Raw genomic sequence first — 23506 nt, forward strand, 5'->3', positions numbered from 1 at the left:
ATCCCCTTGTTTAAAAAATTCTACTTAGTTATATCACAAGATACCCTTTGAAATGTTGCTCACTAATTTGATATCCATAAAACCAAAAGGCCCACTCATAATTATAAGAGTCGGCCTTTTCACTTCACATATTCATTTGCTTTACATACAGCCTCTCTAACTGTTGTGTACTTTGTACTAAGTATAATAAGGAATCTTGATGGTATTATAGGTAAAGCCAGCTTAAACTAAAGTTAATTCATGTACATTTTGCTTAGAGTTTCTACCTTTAAACAGTTCGTTTAGGCTTCTATGCATATATTCAACAATATTTCAGCAATGCCTGTATTTTTCATCTTTCATATTTTTGTTTCTTAGGCATGAGCATACTTAGAAAAATCCTAAAAACTAGTTGATAATCTTTTAGAATTTAATTTTCCTATAATACTCTTTGCTATTTCTTCAATATTTTCATTTAGAAAGAAATGACTACCTTCAAAAGAATGAAAAGTACACGTTTTACTTGTATATTGCTTCCATTTTATTACTTGATCATATGTAGTAAATTCATCATTTTTCCCATTAAATATAAGAAAATCAATATCACATGGTTGTATATTATTTTCATGAATATATGTCTCGACAATCTTAAAATCTGCTCTTAAAATAGGGAGAAAAATCTCCATTAATTCTTCTGATTGAAGTACCCCAGATGGTGTACCTCCCATTGCAATAACTTCTCTTTTAAATTGTTCATTAGGAAGATTATATCGGATATTTTTTATTTTACTATTTGGATGGTTTCTACCGGATAAAACAAGAAATTCGGGTAATTCGTTATTAGAACCCTGTATTTTTCTAGCTACTTCATAAGCAATCAAACTCCCCATGCTATGCCCGAATAGAATGTACGGTGAAGCGTCTATTTGCTTAACTATACTAGTGTAGGCATCATTTACGGCCTCTTCCATACCTTGGTACAAGCTTTCTTCAATTCTATATCCTCTACCAGCTAATTCTATCGGGACTACTTTAATATATGGATTAAAGTAATTTTTCCATTTTGCGTAGTTAAACGCAGATCCCCCAGCATGTGGAAAGCAAAAAAGTTTAGTCTTCTGCATTGATTTTCTCCTTACTTTCAAATTTGTATATAGTTTGGCAAATTGTATAAATGTCTTTAATTATTATCTCTTGCGGAAATTCATCTCTTGTTGCACAAGCAGATAACTTATAATTTGGATCAATGTTATATTGTTTAAAGTAAAAGTTTTTAGGTATATTCTTGTATGAAATTGAAGTTCGTGATTCTTTTTTTATAGAGAATGAATTTAATGGGGTATAAAGCCCTTTTCCAATCGTTTTTATATAGCTTTCTTTTAATGTCCATAAATCATAAAAATAATTAATTTTTTCATCAGAATTCATATTAGATATATCATAAAATTCTTCCGCTGAAAAAAATTCTTTTGCTAATTTAAAAGCCTCTATTTCTGAAACTTTTTCTATATCAATACCCACGTTAAAATTAGCAGTAGTACAAACCACCCATTCTCCTGAATGAGACACATTAAAATGAAAGTCAGAAATTTTTTCAACAAAAGGTTTTCCATACTTATTATATATAAATCTAATTTCTTTATTATTAATTTTATACTTTTGGCAGATTAGAGATCGGATTAGTAAATCTCCTATTAGAGTTCTATTAATGTCGCATGAATTTAATAAACGCTTCATTCGTTCTTTCTTCTCATTTGAAACTAAGTTACTAAGTTGCTTAAGCAAATGACTTTCAATATTCTTTGGTATTTTCACAGCTTGAATTTGTATAATAAATCACTTCCTTTTTTAAAGAATTACTTCATATATGAACGTTACGGAAATTCAAATTAACTTTATTCTATTGCATATACAATAGAATAGGTGCATATTTACATATCAATGAAAATATGCACCTTTCCTCAGTAATATCATCAGGCATTCGCTTCTATTACAAAGATTTCATAGTATTTACATCATACTATGGGTAACTCATAAAGATTTCTATGTCTCTACCAATTACTTTTTAGATTATCCCCTTAAAAAGTAATGCTCTTAATATATTCATTATTCCCTACACTTGATATGCAGGTATTAGTCTACCCTTTTCGTTCATTGCATTGCATCTTTTATACTCTCTACTTTTCCGTTAATAAAATGGATTTCTCTTTTATTCCTTCAAATTCATTTAGTAGATACATAGCTATTTTTTCAACTGCAGGTGAATCCACTATTTCTTCATGTGATCCAGGGACTGAATACCTATTTACTCTACCTTTTAATAAAGGTCCCCAATCTGTAAACAACTCTTTTCCTTCCTCAGCACTAAAGTAGAGAACTTCTCCAGAGTATGGTATTAAATCATGCTCTGCCATTAGGTTCAGGCATTTCCTATGCGCATTGATAACTTGCTTCAAATTGATAAGATCTGCATCAGGCGTGAGTACTCCTTCCATAATTAATTGCTCCACAAGCATATCTTGTTTATGGACAAGGTCTCCTTCCTGCTCAGTAAGATCTCTAGGAATGAAATGCTCATATATATATGAGAGCATATCCTCACTTGTTTTATGATCCTGCTTTGAAGGTACTTTAGTATCCATGAGTACCAACAACTCAACTTCCTCACCTTGATTCTTTAATACAGTTGCGATTTCATAAGCAATCGCACCGCCTAAAGACCATCCTCCAAGACGATATGGACCTTCTGGCTGAACACGTTTTATTTCTTCGATGTAAAGTTGAATTACTTCCGGCAAAGTTAACTCGTCAATTTCTTTCTTTTCTATAAGAGGATTCTGTAAACCATAAAATGAACAACGGCTCTTAAGCAATCTTGCTAGTTGAATGTAACAGAATACATTACCCATAAACGGATGAACGCAGAAGAAAGGTCTTTTCTCTGATTCTTGTAGTGGAACTAGCGCTGCTACTGATTTCGTCATATCATGCTTATCACGAATAAGGCATGCGATTCCTTCCACTGTTGGATTCTTAATCAATGTAGACACCTTAATCTCTTTTCCAAACTTCTCCCTAATTTTTGAAACTAATTTAATTACAAGGAGAGAGTGTCCTCCTCTATTAAAGAAATCATCATTTACATAGACATCTTCTATCTGTAACACATCCTGCCAGATTTTAATCAACTGATATTCAATTTCATCCCTTGGAATGATTGGTGTAGAAAAGTTATTTTCTCTTAGAATAGTTAAATTGTTCAATGCCTTTCGATCAACTTTGCCATTCGTTGTAAGAGGAATCTCGTCTACCTTAATAAAGTGTGCGGGAACCATATAATTCGGTACTTGTGTCTTGAGATATTCACGCCAATCATGCATACTACCATCTCCAACTACATAAGCAACCAATCTCTGCTCTCCTAGCTTATCCTCTGTCACCAAAACTACTGCTTCTTTTACCAATGGATAACTCTCTAGATTTGCTTCAATCTCTTCAAGTTCAATACGGAATCCTCGAATTTTCACTTGATTATCAATTCTTCTCAAGTAATCTAAATTACCATCAGGTAAATAACGAACCAAATCTCCCGTACGATATAAACGCTCTTCTTCATTAAATGGATGACGGATGAATCTCTCTGCTGTTAATTCTGGGCGATTCAAGTATCCTCTCGCTATACCTGCACCACCAATATATAGCTCACCTGTTACACCAACTGGAACAGGTAACAAATTTTTATCCAATACATAAGTTTGAACGTTCGGCAACGGACGGCCAATTGTTACTCTCTTACTATCTTTTTTGATATGATAACACGTTGCATCAACCGTACATTCTGTAGGACCGTATACGTTATAAAAATCAATTTTTTCAGTCTCTACTAGCTGTTCCCATAATGACGGCATGATTGCTTCACCACCGACCAATATCTTGCTTGGTACATAAACATCAGCACTTATTTCTAGCAATCCTCCATCTATTAGTAACTGAAGTAATGAAGGTGTCATATCAAACATTTCCAATTTATTCTCCCTAATATAGGACACAAATTGTTCTGGATTAGTGCGAACTTCACTTGGAATAATATATAAACTTGAACCATAAAGCAGCATTTGTAATTGCTGAATAGATACATCAAAGGCAATTGATGCATTCAAACCGACGCGCATATTACTAGGTATCTCATGTGAGAAAACTTCTTTTTGTAAACCATATGATAGGTTTATTACAGAATGGTGCTGTACTAAAGCCCCCTTTGGATTCCCTGTCGAACCAGAAGTGTAGATAACATACGCTAAGTTTTCCCCTGTCATCTCACATGTTGGTGAAAGTTTGCTTTCTCGAGAAATCATGGCTTGATCCCTATCTAGGCAAACTACCTTGATGTCTTTAGGTATCCAGCCTAGTAATACTTCATTTGTAACTAACACTTTAATTCCTGTATCTTCTAAAATATATCGTAGGCGGCTTTCCGGATTCGATGGATCCAATGGAACATAGGCTGCTCCGGCCTTCCAAATTCCCATTAGACCAACAACCATCTCAACTGATCGATCAAAGCAAAGGCCAACTAATGACTCTGTCCCAATTCCACATTTCTGTAAATGATGGGCTAATTGATTAGCTCTTTCATTCAGCTCTCGATATGTTAGTTGCTGTTTTTCATCTACCACTGCCAACGCGTCAGGCGTACGATTTACTTGCTCTTCGAATAGTTGATGGATTGCATTCTCACGTGGATAGGATATAGTATTATTATTCCATTCTTCCAATAGCTTTCTTTGTTCAGCTTCCGTAATATATACTAGCTCCGATAGATTTTGATCAATGTTTTTGAGCATTTGCATTAACACTTTGTGTAAATGACCCAGCATTCGTTCAATGGTTACTCTATTAAACTTACTACGGTCATACATTAACTTTAACGATAACTGGATTCCTGGAACTACAGCTAACCCTAATGGGTAGTGGGTTTGTTCTACCCCTTCCAATTCACCAATTTCCAGATTTTCTGAAGACTCCTCTTTCACTGGATAATTTTCAAACACATATAAACTATTGAACAGCGGTATTCCTCTAGGAACTTCACTCCACGCCTGAATCTCTGTCAAAGAAGCATACTCATATTGTCTTCTTTCTATCTCTTCCTCTTGTATCTTCTGCAACCAATCTATTAATTTTATATCATCCATCAATTGAATTCGCGTCGGTGACGTTGTAATGAAAGGACCTACGATGTTTTCAACATCAATAATCTCCGTAGAACGCCCTGAGCTTGTTACACCAAAAACAATGTCATTTTCTCCACTATATCGGCTCATGAGATATGCCCATGCACCTTGAATTACTGTACTCAAAGTAAGTTTATTGCGTTTCGCCCATCCTTGTAACGCTTGAGTCTGCTCTTCTGATAAATACGTAACCTTCTCTGTGTAACCTTTTTCTTCCTCTTTACTTTCTAAGCCCAGTAAAGTTGGTGCAGTAAAACCTTTTAGCTTCTCTCTCCAGAATTGTTCCGCCTGCTCCTTATCTTGTTCTCTGAGCCATTGGATATATTTCTTATATGGTGAGGACTTAGGTAACTTCACAGCTTCTCCATTCATTCTCTTTTGATAGACTGTAAGTAATTCATTAAATACTAATGGTAAACTCCATCCATCCAGTAAAATATGGTGATGGGTCCAAACAATCCGATATTCTTCCTCACCTTCTTGAATGACTGTTACCCGCATCAATGGTGCTTCATCAAATTGGAAGGCTTGTTTTCGATCTAATTCCAAAAAGACTTTTCTTTTTTCCTCTATCTCTTCACTCGTCATTGTACGCCAGTCTTCTTTGTTCACTTTAAATGGGATATTTTCATACACCACTTGTACAGGTTCTTCAATTTCGTCCCATACAAATGCTGTACGAAAAATTTCATGCCGCTGAATTACAGATTTCCACGCCTGCTCAAATGTAGGAATATTCATTTTCCCTCGAATCATAAAACTCAATTGCACTATATACGGTGCAACATGTTCATCCCCTTGGTCATGCAATGTGTGGAAAATCATACCTTCTTGCAAAGGTGATAGTGGATATAAATCAGTAATCTGATTGTTCTTTCCGCGATGCATTTTGTTTAGTACATTTGTCAAACCTTCTTGGCTAAGATTAGCCATTGCAAAATCCGAAATGGTCAGTGCAGATTCTCTATCTGAAAATTGGATCAATGTACTCAGTTGATATAGCATATTCTGTGCAATACTTTGAATCGTTGATTTGGCAAATTGTCCAACATTGTATACCCAAGTGAATTGAAGTTTTCCATCCGTTACAACCCCAATTACATCAATTACATGCGATCGCTTGGAACCGGCAGCATGATCTAAACGCTTAAATTCGTTCTCTGGAATAAACATTGCATCGCTAGAAAACAATTGGTCAAATTGTCCAAGATAGTTAAAACTAATAGACGGTGTATATTGGAAGCTTAATTGCTCACACATTGTTGCGTTCATGTAACACAACACCCCATAATCAACACCCTTATTAGGAATTTTGCGAACTTGTTCTTTAACTGCTTTTAATGCTGCAATTGGCGTATTAGCATTAGTAATATTTAAATGAACTGGGTAAATACTTGTAAACCATCCCACGGTTCTCGATAAATCAACATCTTCAATAATCTCTTCTCGACCATGTCCCTCTAAATCTACGCTTAATATCGGCTGCCCCTTACATGCTGCTGTAGCTTGTACCAATGCTGCTAATAATACTTCATTGATTTGGACACGGTGAGTGCTTAAAGTCTCTTGCAATAACATACGGGTCTCATTCTCGTTTAACACCACAGTAATTTCCTCAGTTACTGCGCTTACTGGATTACTTATAGTACCATCTACTGGCAGTATAACTACGTCTTGTTCAGCCTGCTGCTCCCAGTAATGTAGCACTTCTTTTGATATTCCAGTTTCAGCGTAATGTTGTAATTTCTCCGACCATTCTTTAAAAGATGTACTCTTCATAGGTAATTGAATTTTTTGTCCTTGGACTGCTTGCGTATACGCTGTTTGCAAATCTTCCAATAAAATTCGCCAAGAAACACCATCCACGGCTAAGTGATGAATTGTCCAAAATAATCGGCCAGTCTTCTCATCTTCATCAAAATACACCATTCTCATTAAAGGACCATCATGTAAATTCAATCTTTCTTGTGCAACATTAATCTCTTTTTGAATAACTTCATGCCAATCCGCTTCCGGCACTTCGTCTAATGAAATGACAGTCAGCATCAATTGTTCTTTAATTCCTTCATTCCACTGTTCCCAAGTCCCATTAGGTAAACGTTCATATCTTAAACGCAGGGCATCATGATGAAGTAGAAGGCTACGCGCTGCCTTTTCCAGTGATCCTATGTCCAATTTTTCTTGCGTTCTAAAGAACATGGATTGATTCCAATGATGTGGATTAGGATGATTTTGTGCAAAAAACCTTTGCTGAATAGGTGTAAGTATCGTCTCTCCAGTTATAATTCCTTGTTCAGCTTGTACACCTTGTTCTTCTTTGACTACTTGCGCCAACTCAGCAATCGTTTGGTGTTCAAATAGTTGTTTTGGTGTCAACTGTAAACCAGCTTGCTTTGCACGAGAGACAATCTGAATGCTAAGAATTGAATCTCCACCAATTTCAAAAAAGTTATCATAAATACCAATACGTTTTGAACCTAGCACACGTTCCCAAATGATAGAAAGCTTATGTTCACGTTCATTTCTTGGGGCCGCGTAGCCTTCTTGTGTTCCTTGATAATCTGGTATAGGTAACGATTTCCGATCAACCTTTCCATTTATGGTTAGCGGTAATTCTTTCATTTCGACAAAGTAGGAAGGTATCATATGGATTGGCAGTTTTGTTTTAAGATACTCTCGCCATTCTTCTAAACTACCTTCGCCCACTACATAAGCTACTAATCTCTTATCTCCCGACTGATTTTCCCTAACTATTACAACTACCTCTTTTACCAAGTCATGCTCTTGTAAAGTCGACTCAATCTCCCCAAGTTCGATTCGAAATCCTCTAATCTTCACTTGATTATCCATTCTTCCTAAGTAGTCTATATTACCATCTGGAAGATATCTCACAAGATCGCCTGTTCTATATAACCTCTCGCCTTCTTTGAATGGATGAGAAATAAATCGTTCGGATGTTAACTCTGGACGATTCAAGTACCCCCTTGCTAGACCTGCTCCTCCGATATAAAGTTCCCCCATCACACCAACTGGAACTGGTAACCTATTTCTATCTAATACATAAGTTTGGACGTTAGGCAATGGACGCCCAATTGTTACTCTCTTACTATCTTTTTTGATATGATAGCATGTTGCATCAACCGTACATTCTGTAGGACCATATACATTATAAAACTGTATTTTATCAGTCTCTACTAGCTGTTCCCATAATGACGGCATAATTGCTTCACCACCAACCAGTACCTTACTTGGAACATGAATGCCATCGCACGTTTCTAACAATCCGACATCTATAAGTAATTGAAGCAATGAAGGTGTTATATCAAAGATTTCTAACTTGTTCTCCCTAATATAAGCTACAAACTGCTCCGGATCACTTCGTACTTCATTTGGAATAATATACAAACTTGAACCATAAAGCAGCATTTGTAATTGCTGGATAGATGCATCAAAGGCAATTGACGCATTTAAACCGACATGCATGTTAGATGGTATCTCATGTTCGAAAACCTCTTTTTGTAAACCATGTGACAAGTTTAGTACAGAATGATGCTGTATCAAGACACCCTTTGGATTCCCCGTTGATCCTGAAGTATAGATAACATACGCTAAGGTTTCTCCTGTTACTTCACATTTTGGTGAAAGAATGCTTTCTTGTGAAATCATTGCTTGATCCCTATCTAGACAAACTATCTTCATTTCTTTAGGTATCCAGTCTTCCAATGACTCGTTCGTAACTAATACTTGAATTCCAGTGTCCTCCAAAATATATCGTAGGCGACTTTCTGGATATGATGGGTCTAATGGAACATAGGCTGCTCCAGCCTTCCAAATCCCCATAATACTAACAACCATCTCAACTGAACGCTCAAAGCAAAGTCCAACCAATGATTCATTCCCAATTCCGCATTGCTGAAGATAGTGGGCCAATTGATTAGCTTTTTCATTCAGCTCTCGATACGTTAACTGCTGTTTTTCATCTACCACTGCTACCGCATCAGGTGTACGATTTACTTGCTCTTCAAACAGCTGATGAATCGTACTTTCCTGTAGATATGCTACAGCATCATTATTCCACTCTTCCAACTGTTTTTGCTGTAATCCTGATAATATAGGCAACTTAGCTAATGATTTATCAGGATTCTCCACGATTACATTCAACCAGTTCCCAAAATGTTCAGCCATGGATTCAATAGTTAAGCTGTCAAATAAATCAGTTCTATAAACAAAAGTAAGTAATAAACCCTCTTCCACTTCTGCAGCAGTTAAACTTAAATCAAACTTAGCGATAGGGGCATTACTTTCCATTACTTCTATATTTCTTCCATGTAGTTCTGGTAGCTTCTGTCCCGTATTTTGCAAAGTAAACATGGTTTGGAAAATCGGAGAATGGCTTGTATTTCGTTCAGGTTGGATAACCTCTACAATTTTCTCAAACGGAACATCTTGATACTCATACGCCTTCAATGCTTTTATCCGTACTTGAGACAACAACTCTTGAAATGCCGGTGCATTACTTAAATCAGCTCGATAAACCAATGTATTGACAAAGAAACCAATCAGTCCTTCAATTTCTGGATAATTTCGATTTGCAATTGGGCTACCAACAATAATATCCGTTTGTCCCGTATAACGAGCAAGGAAACTTTGATACGCTGCCAATAAGGTCATGAAAAGTGTGGCCCCTTCTTGACGACTTAGTTCGTTTAATTTATCCAGTAATGAGCGCGATAACAAAACATTATGAGTTAATCCATGGTGGGTTTGCACTGGCGGACGCGGACGATCCATTGGCAACATTAAGACTGGTAACTCACCGGATAATTCTTCCTTCCAATACGCAAGTTGTTGATATAGTAATTCATCTCTCAACCATTCTCTTTGCCACTGAGCAAAATCGGCATATTGAACTGGTAGTGGTTCCAGCTCTGCTTGTTTTTCACCAATCGCATTCTCATAAAATGCCATCCATTCTTGAAGTAAGATTTCCATCGACCATCCATCTGAGATAATATGATGCATATTACACAGAAGAATCCATTCTTCTTCTGAAATTCTTATGAGTTTCCCACGGAACAATGGCCCTTGTTCTAAATCAAATGGAGATTCGACTTCAGTTTGAATCCATTGCTCCAACTTTCTTTCTCGCTCCTCTAATGAAAGCTTAGTTAAGTCCATTTGCAGAAGCGGACGGAAAACGTACGGTTGAATCTGCTGGATAGGATGGCCATCCTCTTCATAAAATACAGTCCGCAAAGATTCATGACGCTCTATCAACTGATTCCATCCCAACTCCAATGCCTCAGGTAACCAATTCCCTGTAAGACGGCATGCCATTGGCATATTATAAAGTGCACTATTAGGTGCAAATTGATCAATAAACCATAAGCGCTGTTGGGCATAAGACAGTGGAATATTTCCCCCTCGTTCTATCGGCATCAATGGTGGAATTTCTCGTTTTTCGCTCCCCTTACGTAACTGATCTATTCGTTTCGATAATGCCTCGACCGTTGAATATTCGAACAGTTCACGTACTGGCAATTTGATTTGAAAGACCTCCTGTAAGCGTGAGACCACTTGTGTAGCAAGTAGAGAGTGACCACCGAGCTCAAAGAAAGAATCCTGAACATCAATGTCTCTTATTCCTAGCACTTGACTCCACACTGAAGCAATAAGTTCTTCCAGCGGAGTTCTTGGGTATACAGTATTTTCAGCGGATTGTTCACTAAGTATAGGCAATACCTTCAAATCAAGTTTTCCATTCGGTGTAAGTGGTAAAAATTCCATCTCAATAAAGTTTGTTGGAACCATGTAATTAGGTAAATGTGTTTGTAGATGTTCTCGCCATTCATGGACACTTCCTTCACCAACTACATAAGCTACTAATCTCTTATCACCTTGATTATCCTCTCGCACCAATACAACAGCTTCTTTCACAGAAGAATGCGCCTGCAAAACAGCTTCTATTTCTCCCAATTCAATCCGGAAACCACGAATTTTCACTTGGTCATCTATACGTCCATGGAACTGGAGATTACCATCAGAAAGATAACTTGCTTTGTCTCCTGTATAATAGAGACGTTCTCCTGACTTGAAAGGATGTGGAATAAATTTTTCCTTTGTAAGATCCGGACGATTAGCATATCCACGTGCAAGACTCTTCCCTCCAATATAGAGATCTCCAATTACACCAATTGGTACTAGCTGAAGATGAGAATCTAACACATAAACTTCTGTATTCGCAATCGGTCGACCAATCGATGGCGTACCTGTTGTCACTCCTACAGGTACATAACAATCTGTGGTAACAACGGTATTTTCCGATGGACCATACTGATTAATTACTGCAAAAGGAATATCGTTAGATGGATACTGTGTTAATTGATCCCCACCAGTAATGATAAAACGAAGATCCGTTTTATCTGGCCAAGATAATTTCAAGAGTCTTTCCAGAATAGGCGTAGGTGCAAAACTAGCTGTTATTCGTGAATCAATGAGCCAGTCCCTTAGTGCTTCTGGATTAATTCTCAGTTCCTCTGTTGACAAGTAGAGTGCTGCACCAGCAGTTAGATACGGCCAAATCTCCTGGACAGCCGAATCAAAAGCAACCCCTGCAATCTGAGTCGCACGATCCTCTGCTGAAATACGATAAACTTCTTGATGCCAAGAAACCATATTCATTAATGAGCGATATTCAACCATAACACCCTTCGGTTTTCCTGTAGAACCAGAGGTATAGACAATATAGGCTAAGTTCTCTGGATTTATTTGACGTGTAGGTGCAATTACACTTTCCACCGTTAATTCTTCTAACCTCACCATTTCGACGTGTGCGAAATGTCCTTCTTGTCCTTCCGCCGTCACTACAAATTGAATTCCTGCATCTTCAATCATGTATTCTAACCTTGATTTTGGATACAACGGGTCTAAAACAACATAAGCTCCACCAGCTTTTAAAATGCCTAGTAAACTTGCCATTAGCTCTGCTGACCTCGGAAGATAAACTCCCACCACTGACTCTGGGGCTACTCCCTTTCGCTGTAAAACATTTGCCAACTGATTTGCTTGTATATCCAGTTCACCATAAGTCCACTGTTTTGTTTGATCAACTATCGCAATCGCATCAGGACGCATTGCTACTTGCTCCTCAAATCTGTCGCAAATAAGACCCTGATGGGACATTTCCATTACAGTGTCATTCCATGTTTCTAATAACAAATTACGCTCGGGTTCCGATAGCATGCTCAGGTCATGCAACGGATTTTGTGGGCGATGAGAAACTTCATATAGCCATTTCTCAAAGTGTCCTGCCATCCGTTCAATAGTAGTAGCATTGAATAAATCCTTATTGTATTCAAAAGTAAAAAGTAATCCCTCTTCTGTCTCAACTGCCATCACACTTAAATCAAACTTTGCAATTGGACTATGGCTTTCTATCATTTCAATACTTCTACTAGATAACACCGGAAACTCTTGTTTCATATTTTGCAAGATGAACATAGTCTGGAAGATTGGCGAATGACTTGTACTTCGCTCCGGTTGCACAACTTCTACAATTTTTTCAAATGGGATATCTTGATATTCATACGCCTTCAATGCCTTTTGACGAACCTGATACAGTACATCTTGAAATGTCGGTCCACCACTCAAATTAGTTCGATAAACCAGCGTGTTAACGAAGAAACCAATTAGTCCTTCAATTTCTCTATAATTCCGATTCGCAATTGGGCTTCCGACCAAAATATCTTCTTGTCCCGTATAACGAGATAGAAAACTTTGATATGCAGCCAACAGCGTCATGAAGAGTGTAGCCCCTTCTTTTCGGCTAAGTTCATTCAATTTATCATGTAGCGTGCTTGGCAAAACTAGAGTGTATGTCGACCCGTGATGAGTTTGTATTGCAGGACGCGGGCGATCCATAGGAAGTTGGAGTACAGGAAGCTCCCCAGACAATTCTTCCCTCCAATATTGAAGTTGTTGATCAAGCACTTCCTCCTTCAGCCATCCTTTTTGCCACTGAGCAAAGTCGGCATATTGAACCGGTAATGGTTCAAGTTCCGCCACCTTTCCATCCGTTGCTTTCTCATAAAATGCCATCCATTCTTCAAGTAGGATTCCCATTGACCATCCATCTGAAATGATATGATGTAAAGTACAAAGGAGTATCCATTCTTCCTCTCCCACGTGCAAAATACTCGTCCTGATTAATGGACCCTCTGTTAAATCAAATGGCACTTCTGTTTCTTGTTGAATGAAACGTTTAACCTCTTCTTCTCGGTCTTCAGAAGAAAGCATAGTTAAATCCGTTTTCGGAATTGATTGAAAAGCATACGGTTTAATTTGCTGTACGGGTTGACCATTCACTTCTTGAAAGACCGTCCGCAGTGATTCATGACGTTCTATTAGTTGATTCCATCCCGTTTCCAATGCTTCAAGTAGCCAATTCCCTGTAAGACGGCATACCATTGGCATATTGTAAAGGGCACTATTAGGTGTAAATTGATCAATAAACCATAAACGTTGTTGGGCATAAGATAGTGGAATAGCTTCTCCTCGCTCCATCGGTATTAGTGGCGGAATCTCTCGTTTTTTATCTCCTTTACGTAGCTGTTCTAATCGCTTTGCCAGTGACTCCACCGTTGTATATTCAAATAGTTCACGTACTGGTAATTCGATTTGAAAAATTTCCTGTAAACGTGACACTACTTGAGTAGCTAGTAGTGAATGACCACCGATTTCAAAAAAGGAATCCTGCACACTAATATTTTTTATTCCTAACACTTGGCTCCAAACGGAAACAATGAGCTCCTCCACTGGTGTTCGTGATGAAGTAATATCTTCACTTATGAACTGTTCTTCTAATTCCAATAATGCTTTCCGATTCACTTTACCATTTGGAGTGAGTGGCATACCTTCAATTTTGAAAAAGTATGCCGGAACCATATAATGTGGTAATTGCTTCTTGAGATATTCACGCCACTCTCCAGTATCCCCTTCACCCACTACATAAGCTACTAACTGCTTATCTCCTGGTCGATCTTCCTTCACCAACACGACTGCCTCTTTTACAGATGAGTGATCATGTAAAGCTGCTTCAATTTCTCCCAATTCAATTCGGAATCCTCTAATTTTAACTTGGTTATCTATTCTTCCAATATATTCTAAGTTACGATCATTCATATATCTCACCAAGTCACCCGTTCGATATAATCGTTCCCCGTCCTTAAAAGGATGCGGAATAAAACGTTCAGTAGTTAAATCCGGTCGATTGAAGTAGCCACGTGCCAATCCTACTCCTCCAAGGTAAAGTTCCCCTGCCACACCAATCGGGACCACTTGTTGATATTGATCTAACACATACAACTCTGTATTATCAATCGGACGACCAATCGAAATAAGCATTGCCTCTTTTTCTAAATCACAATCGTAATAAGTCACATCCACAGTCGCTTCAGTAGGACCATACAAGTTAATTAACTTTGTTTGCTGACCATTGTAAAAGATCCCCTTAAACCGGCGAACCTGCTCAGTGTTTAACGCTTCTCCACTAGTAAAAACTTGAATTAAAGACGATACATCCCTTTTCGAATTATATAGTTCCATATAATCTAAAAAAGTAGATAACATCGACGGAACAAAGTGCATGGTGGACACACGATATCGTTCAATATACTCCTCAATCACCGCAGGATCTTTCTCTCCTCCTGGTGGAAGTAAACAAACACGTGCTCCTACAAATGACCACCAAAATAATTCCCAGACAGAAACATCAAATGAAAACGGTGTCTTTTGTAGGATTATATCCTCCTCGGACAATGGGTATTTTTTCTGCATCCACTGTAGACGGTTGATAACGGAATGATGTTCAATCATTACCCCCTTTGGATTTCCCGTCGAACCCGAAGTGTATATAATATAGGCTAAGTTATTTGCTGTTACTCCACTCACCGGAGCTAAATTACTCTCTTTAGAAATCATTACTTGATCCCGGTCTAAACAAATTGCTCGAATATCTTTAGGTAACCAGTCCTGTAGTGCCTCTTTTGTTAACAGCACTTGAATTTGTGAATTCTCCAAAATGTATCTCAGGCGGTTTTCGGGATAACTTGGGTCCAGTGGGACATAAGCCCCACCTGCTTTCAAAATCCCAAAGAGACCAATAATCATATCAGGAGAACGTTCAATACATATACCGACTAATGATTCAGGTCCGATACCTCGTTTTTGTAGAAAATGTGCCAATTGATTCGATTTTTCATTCAGTTCTTGATACGTTAGCTTTCCACCCTCATAAACTACCGCCACTGCATTAGGTGTCCGTGCAACTTGCTGCTCAAATAGCTCATGAATCATACAATCATGACCATAAACTACGTCCGTATCATTCCATTCTTCTAGGAGTTGTTTTTGCTCAGTATCCGATAACATTGACAGCTTTGTATATGATTCATCTGGATGATACGTGATTTCATTTAGCCAGTTCTCAAAATGTTCTGCCATACGTGCAATGGTACTACTATCAAATAAATCCGTGTTGTATTCAAATGAGACGAATAGACCTTCTTCCACTTCATAGGCAGTTAAGCTCAAATCAAATTTAGCAATAGACATATTACTTTCTACCATTTCAATACTTCTATCAGGCAAATCTAGTCGTTCTTGTTTTATATTTTGTAGCGTAAACATGGTCTGAAATATAGGGGAATGACTCGTGCTTCGTTCAGGTTGCACAGCTTCTACCACTTTTTCAAATGGTATATCTTGATATTCGTAAGCTTTTAACGCCTTTTTCTTTGTTTGGTTCAAAATCTCTCGAAAAGTAGGGATGCCACTCAAATCTGATCGGTAAACCAACGTATTAACAAAGAAACCAATTAATCCTTCTACTCCCTTATGGTTCCGATTTGCAATCGGACTACCAACTAGAATATCTTTTTGTCCCGTATAACGAGCAAGAAAGCTCTGGTATGCGGCCATTAAAGTCATAAATAAAGTAGATCCTTCTTGTCGACTTATATCCTTCAATTGACTAAGCAATTTATAAGGAAAAATTACGTGATGCGTAGCCCCAGAGTAAGTCTGCTTAACCGGTCGAGGTCGATCCACTGGCAGTTGTAAAATAGGAAGCTCACCAGATAATTCTTCTTGCCAATACGTAAGCTGACGATTTAGCACATCACCTTGCAACCACTCCTTTTGCCACTTCGCAAAGTCTGCATATTGAATGGATAATGAACTTAATTTAGCAGGATTTCCGCCCGTTTCTTCTTCATAGAAAGCAAGTAATTCATTCATGAATATACCAATGGACCAAGCATCAGAAATAATATGATGCATCGTACACAGTAATAACCATTCATCCTTCTCTAATTGAACAAGCTGATTACGAACTAAAGGACCATTCATTAAATTAAATGGTTCTTGCGCTTCTCTCGCAATTAAACTATCTACCTCTTTTTCTTTTACTTCTAGAGGAAGTTGAGAGTAATCTCTTACAGGTAATGCTCTAGGAAGGAATTCGACAATTTGTTGCACAGGTTGTTCTCCTACTTCTTTAAAAACAGTTCGTAATGATTCATGGCGTTCAATGAGTCGATTGAATCCCTTTTCTAATGCTTCAGGTATCCAATTTCCTTTTAGATGCCATACCGTTGGAATATTATATAAAGAACTATTTGGATTAAATCTGTCCATAAACCACAAACGTTGTTGTGCATAAGACAACGGGAGTGCTTCTTTATTCTCCTTTTTTTGCATTTGCTTCTGAAGCCATGCTCTCTTCTCAGGAGAAAGTGAACTCAGCTTTGCAAGTAAATCACTTCTCATTTTTTTACCCCTTCCTCAATCAAATTACTCTCGAATATCCCTTGTGCTTCTTCCTCTGATAGCTCTTCTAATTGCTTAAATAGTTCCAGTAATTCTTCATCATTACTCACTTCTGCTTCTTTTTGAATATAGTCTTGAAGACTTACATTCTCCTTACTACCATTCTGCATTTCTTGATTTTTGTTATCGAGCAATTGATCAATCTGTTCTGCCAATTGCTCCACCGTATGAAACATAAATAAATCATGCAATGGTATGTCGATTCCAAAAGCCTCTTTAAGATTAGAAACAGCTTGCGTAGCAAGTAATGAATGGCCACCAATTTCAAAAAACGAATCCTGAATTCCGATGTTTTCCATACCTAAAACTTCATGCCATATCGAAACGATTGTTTTTTCCGTAGACGTACGAGGAGCAATATAACCACTTGCTATCTCCTGTTTCTCTGGTGCTGGTAAAGCCTTCCTATCAATTTTCCCATTAGGAGTGAGTGGAAATGCATTTAATCCAACAAAATAGGCTGGGATCATATAATTTGGTAGTTGATCCTTGAGATAATCACGCCACTTTTGAGCATCTCCGTCTCCTACAACATAGGCAATCAAACGTGGGTCGCCAGGATAATCTTCCCGCACCATCACAATAGCTTCGTTAACTAGTGTATGCCTTTGTAATATCGCTTCAATTTCTCCTAGTTCAATCCGGAACCCACGAATTTTCACCTGATGATCGATTCGCCCAACATACTCCAAATTTCCATCCGGCAAATACCTTACTAAATCTCCAGTCCGGTATATTCGCTCTCCTTCTTTAAACGGATGCGGTATAAAACGATTTTTCGTTAAGTCAGGGCGCTTTAAATATCCACGTGCTAATCCTGATCCACCAATGTACAACTCACCAACTACACCAATTGGAACCATTTTTTGTTCAGCACTTAGTACATATACTTCTGTATTGAATATTGGTTTACCAATCGGTGGGACCCTATGCATGACATCCTTTTCTAATTCCATATACGTGGAATACGTAGTATCTTCGGACGGTCCATATAGGTTGTACACCTTTTCAATCGTATTTCTCTCGTATAAATCTTGAACAAGCGAATATGGCAATGGTTCTCCAGCCAAATTCATCACCTTTACCGAAAAAGGTATTGTTTTTGCTCGAACCAGTTCCTTTGCTGCCGATGGCACAGTATTAACCAAAGTCACACCTTTGGAAGACAACTTCTCTAGATGTAGAGCATTTTCAGTGACAATCACCTTACCACCCATCGTTAAGGGAACAAATACTTCAAAAACGGATAAATCAAAAGATAGCGAAGTTGAAGCTAACACTCCCGCTAATTCCTTTCGGGAATACGTGTGATGCGCCCAATGAATCATTGTTACTGTATTCCTGTGCTCAATCATTACTCCCTTTGGATTTCCAGTGGAACCTGAAGTATAGATAATATAGGCTAAGTTATCGGCCGTCACTTCACTCGTACATACCGTAGTTACTTCTTGTTCTATTTCTGCTCGATTACGATCAATACAAATCACGTTGACGAATTTAGGTATAACCATTTTTTGTTGTAACTTTTCCTGCGTCACCAGTACCTTTATTTGAGCATCTTCTAAAATGTACTGCAGTCGACTTTCCGGATACACTGGATCAATTGGGACATATGCTCCTCCCGCCTTTATAATTCCTAAAAGACCGACAATCATCTCGGATGAACGTGTAACGCAAACCCCAACTAATGATTCGCATGTTACACCATTTTTTTGTAAATAATGTGCCAACTGATTCGAGCGTTCGTCCAACTCTCGATATGTTAGTTCTTCATCTTCCCACACTACTGCAATTGCTTCTGGTGTTTTTTTCACCTGTTCTTCAAACATTGTATGAATCGTACTTTCTTCCATATCTATAACACGCGATTTATTCCATTCCTCTAGTAGTTGCTTATATTCTACTTTCGATAACATATTCAGTTCTGATAGTACACATTTTGGATGAGAGACAATTTGATTTAACCAATGTTTAAAATGACTTGCCATCCGTTCAATGGTTGTATCATTAAACAAATCAGTATTATATTCAAAGGTTAGTGATAATCCTTCTTCCGTCTCAGAAGCAAATAAACTCAAATCAAATTTGGCAACAGAAGCATGGCTTTCCATGAGTTCCATTTGTCTTTCAGATAGCTGAAGAAACTCTTGTTTCGTATTCTGTAAAGTAAACATAGTTTGGAATATTGGTGAATGACTTGTATTCCGTTCAGGTTTTACGGATTCTACCACTTTCTCAAATGGGATGTCCTGATACTCGTATGCTTTTAGCGCTTTTTTTCTTACCTGCGACAAAAGTTCTTGGAACGTCGGATTTTCACTAAAATCAGCTCGATAAACCAACGTGTTTGCAAAGAATCCTATTAATCCCTCAATCTCTTTCACATTTCGATTAGCGATTGGGCTTCCAACTATAATGTCGTCCTGTCCTGTATAACGAGAAAGGAAGCTTTGATACGCTGCCATCAATGTCATAAATAAAGTGCATCCTTCTTGCAGACTTAAATCTTTGAGCTTTTCCTGTAGGGAATTCGCCACTATTAAGGACTGACTTGCACCACGATGGGTTTGAACTGCAGGTCGAGGACGATCCATCGGTAATTGTAAAACCGGTAGTTCCCCAGATAATTCTTCCTTCCAATATTGAAGGTGCTGATTCAAATTCTCCTCTTTTTGCCATTCCTTCTGCCACATGACAAAATCTGCATATTGGATAGATAACTCCTTCAATTCCACTGGTTTTCCGGTTAGTGCTCCTTCATAAAAAGCCATCCATTCTTCAAGTAAGATTCCCATTGACCATCCATCTGAAATAATATGATGCATCGTACAAATGAGAACCCATTCTTCCCTGTCCACTTTCAATATTCGTGTTCGAATCAGAGGACCTTGTCCCAAATGAAATGGTTCCTCCGCCTCGTTTTGAATAAGGCGTTTCATTTCTCTTTCCCTATCTTCCAAAGAAAGATCTGTTAGATTCGTTTGAGGAATATGTCTGAACACATGAGATTGAACCTGTTGAAAAGGTTCATCCTCTTGTTCTAGAATTGTCGTCCTTAATGATTCATGACGCTCCAACAATTGATTCCATCCGGCCTCCAATGCTTCAATTGACCATTCACCTGTTAAGCGACACGCTGCATGGATATTGTACATAGCACTATTTGGCATTAATTGATCAATAAACCATAGACGTTTCTGCGCATAGGAAAGTGGAATAACTTCTTCTCGTTTCATAGGTACAAGGGGAGCAATCTCTCGTTTTTTATCTTCTTTTCGTAACTGATCCACTCGCTTCGCCAATGCTTCCACTGTATCGTGCTTGAAAAGTTCACGTAAGGGAATTTTAATTTGGAACAGTTCTTGCAATCGAGAGACGATTTGAGTAGCAAGTAGTGAGTGCCCACCACGTTCAAAGAAGGAATCCTGAATGCCAATATTTTCTGTTCCTAACACTTGACTCCAAACCGAGGCAATAAGCTCTTCCGATGGCGTTCGAGGAAGCACATTTAAATCTTCAATAGCTTGCTCATCAGGTGCTGGCAAGGCCTTTCGGTCAATTTTCCCATTCGGAGTAAGCGGGAAGTGTTCTAACTCTATAAAGTGCGCTGGAATCATATGATTCGGTAATTGGTTTTGTAAATACTCTCTCCACTCCTCGGTATTTCCATCGCTTATTACATATGCAACCAATCGTTGATCACCTGGACGATCTTCTCTAACTAATACAACAGCCTCTTTAATAAACGAACATTTTTCTAAAGTCGCTTCAATTTCTCCTAATTCAATCCTAAAACCACGCATTTTGACTTGATGGTCCATTCGACCTATAAATTCTATATTTCCATCAGTTAAATATCTTACTGAATCTCCTGTTCGATATAGTCGTTCCCCCAATCGAAATGGATGTGAAACGAATTTTTCAGCAGTAAGATTCGGACGATTTAAGTATCCACGCGCTAAACCAGCACCACCAATATATAACTCACCCTCAATTCCTATTGATTGCAGGCGTTGATTTTGGTCTAATACATATAATTGCGTGTTCTGTATTGGCCGCCCAATAGAAACAAATTCTTGATTAGGCTGAATATCAAATGCATTCACATAAATAGTGGCTTCAGTTGGTCCATAAAAGTTGGTTAATTTCACTTGTCCACTATAATTCCATTTTTGCTGAAATCGTCTAACTAACCCTGAACTTAGTTCTTCCCCACCAGAAAATACATGGCGTATGGACGAACAATTCATGTTCAATTCGATACGATTGAAGTGATCTAAGAAAACTGATAACATCGAAGGTACAAATTGAACTATAGTAACCTGATGTTTTTTAATCACTTCAGCTATAATAGAAGGATCTTTTTCTCCACCTGGAGGTAGGAAAGATACACTTGCACCAACGTGAATACCCCAAAACAACTCCCAAACAGAGACATCAAATGAGAATGGCGTTTTCTGCAAGACCACATCCTTTTCAGAAAGTGGATATTTATGTTGCATCCATTCTAGATAATTGATTACTGAATGGTGCTCAATCATTACTCCCTTTGGATTCCCTGTAGATCCTGAAGTATACATAACATACGCTAAATTTTCTCCTGTTACACCACTTATACATGGGGTTGATTTTTCTTTTTCAATTGCAGTGTAATCTTTATTCATACAAATCGTTTCAATATTTTCAGATACAAACAAATTTTTAGAATTCTCTTCCATCACTAGTACTTCGATTCCAGCATCCTCTAATATATATCGAAGCCGACTCTCTGGATAAGTAGGGTCAAGTGGAACATACGCTGCTCCTGATTTTAGAATCCCTAATAACGCTATCATCATTTGTAATGAACGTTCCATATATACCCCAACTAGAGACTCTGGGCCTACACCATGCTTTTGTAAATAATGAGCTAGTTGATTCGCACGCTTCTCTAACTCTTTATAGGTAATTTGTTCATTTTCGTAAATAGCCGCGATTGCTTCCGGTGTTTTTTTTACTTGCTCCTCAAATATCGTATGAATCATGCCTTCAGCCGAATAATTTACTTGAGTATGATTCCATTCCTCTAGTAACAGTATCTGTTCTTCCGCTGTTAAATGAGTAATTTCAAAGAGTTTTGAATCTAGGTTCTTCGTCATCTGAATTAGTATTTGCAATAAGTGATTCTGAATCCGATTTATTGTTCCTTCATTAAAATAGCTTCGATCATACATTAACTTTAAAGTAATTTTCTTACCGGGCATTACAATGAGTGTTAAAGGATAATTGGTTTGTTCCGCGCTTTTAACATCTAATAATCTTAAATCTTCATTTCTCTCACCTTGAATTGGATAATTTTCAAACACATACAAGGTATGAAACAAGGAACTATTTCGTGGAACCTCACTCCATCCTTGAATATCTATCAACGAATTATACTCATATTGTCTTCGTTCCATTTCTTTCATTTGTATTTTACGAAGCCAATCTACTACTGATGTATTATCCGTTAATCGAATTCTAGTAGGTAAGGTGTTAATAAATAACCCCACCATATTCTCTGCTCCCATTAAATCAGTAGGACGTCCAGAGCTAGTTACGCCAAATACGATGTCACTTTCACCGCTATACCTACTCATCAAATAAGCCCATGCACCTTGTACTAACGTATTCAACGTTAATCGACTATTTCGTACCCACTCTTGTAAATTCTCAGTAAGTTCCTCAGATACTTGATAAACACACTCTCCATAGCCCTTCTCTTGTCCTTGGTTCTTTCTTTCCATTGCTAATGGCGTAGGTGCATAGAACCCTTTTAATTCTTCTTTCCAAAATTCCTCTGCTTGACTTTGATCTTGTTTATTTATCCACTGGATATATTTTTTATAAGGAAGAGATTTAGGAAGATTCAATAATTCTCCCCTTATCATCTTGAGATAAACTTCCATCACTTCACTAAAGACCAATGACACACTCCATCCATCTAGCAAAATATGATGATGTGTCCAAATAATCCTCGTTTCCTCATTTGCCTCTTTAATCGCAGTGACTCTCATCAATGGTGCTTCATCTAATAAAAATCCTTTTCTACGATCTGCATTTAAAAACTGTTGTAATTTTTTCGCCCTTTCCTTGTGTGAATGGGCGCTCCAATCCTCTTGATGAATAGTAAAAGGAAGACGTTGGTAAACCGCTTGTAGTGGTTTTTCTACTTCCTCCCACACAAATACTGAACGTAAAACCTCATGTCGATGAATAACATATTCCCAGGCCTTTTCAAAAGTAGCAATATCCAATTGCCCCCCGAGCAAGAAACCTACTTGTACAATATAGGAAAATGAATGTTCATCATCTTGATCGTATAAAGTATGAAACAGTATTCCTTTTTGCAAAGGTGATAAACCATATATATCAATAACGTCTCCCAT

The 23506-nt window shown here is 37.8% G+C and carries 4 protein-coding genes; all 4 read right to left on the bottom strand.

Features of this window, described 5'->3' with window-relative positions:
• Positions 1–380 precede the first annotated feature (380 nt).
• Positions 381–1103, bottom strand: coding sequence for a thioesterase II family protein (locus tag ACYFX0_RS21390; RefSeq protein ID WP_106082476.1), 723 nt, complete (start codon positions 1101–1103; stop codon positions 381–383).
• On the bottom strand, positions 1090–1794 hold the full coding sequence (locus tag ACYFX0_RS21395) for a 4'-phosphopantetheinyl transferase family protein (RefSeq protein WP_000701224.1): 705 nt from the start codon (positions 1792–1794) through the stop codon (positions 1090–1092). Before ACYFX0_RS21395 ends, ACYFX0_RS21390 begins: the two co-directional genes overlap by 14 nt.
• Positions 1795–2156: 362 nt before the next feature.
• Positions 2157–17039 carry a non-ribosomal peptide synthetase gene (locus tag ACYFX0_RS21400; RefSeq protein ID WP_460271947.1) on the bottom strand — a complete coding sequence of 4961 codons (14883 nt, stop codon included), beginning with the start codon at positions 17037–17039 and terminating at the stop codon, positions 2157–2159.
• On the bottom strand, positions 17036–23506 hold the full coding sequence (locus tag ACYFX0_RS21405) for an amino acid adenylation domain-containing protein (protein WP_460271948.1): 6471 nt from the start codon (positions 23504–23506) through the stop codon (positions 17036–17038). Before ACYFX0_RS21405 ends, ACYFX0_RS21400 begins: the two co-directional genes overlap by 4 nt.

It is taken from the genome of Bacillus sp. NEAU-Y102 (assembly GCF_054788175.1).

What these genes read in the sequence shown, in the direction of transcription:
- ACYFX0_RS21400 (WP_460271947.1), bottom strand. Translation starts at nt 17,039, where the DNA reads ATGAGAAGTGATTTACTTGCAAAGCTGAGTTCACTTTCTCCTGAGAAG.
- ACYFX0_RS21390 (WP_106082476.1), bottom strand. Translation starts at nt 1,103, where the DNA reads ATGCAGAAGACTAAACTTTTTTGCTTTCCACATGCTGGGGGATCTGCG.
- ACYFX0_RS21405 (WP_460271948.1), bottom strand. Translation starts at nt 23,506, where the DNA reads ATGGGAGACGTTATTGATATATATGGTTTATCACCTTTGCAAAAAGGA.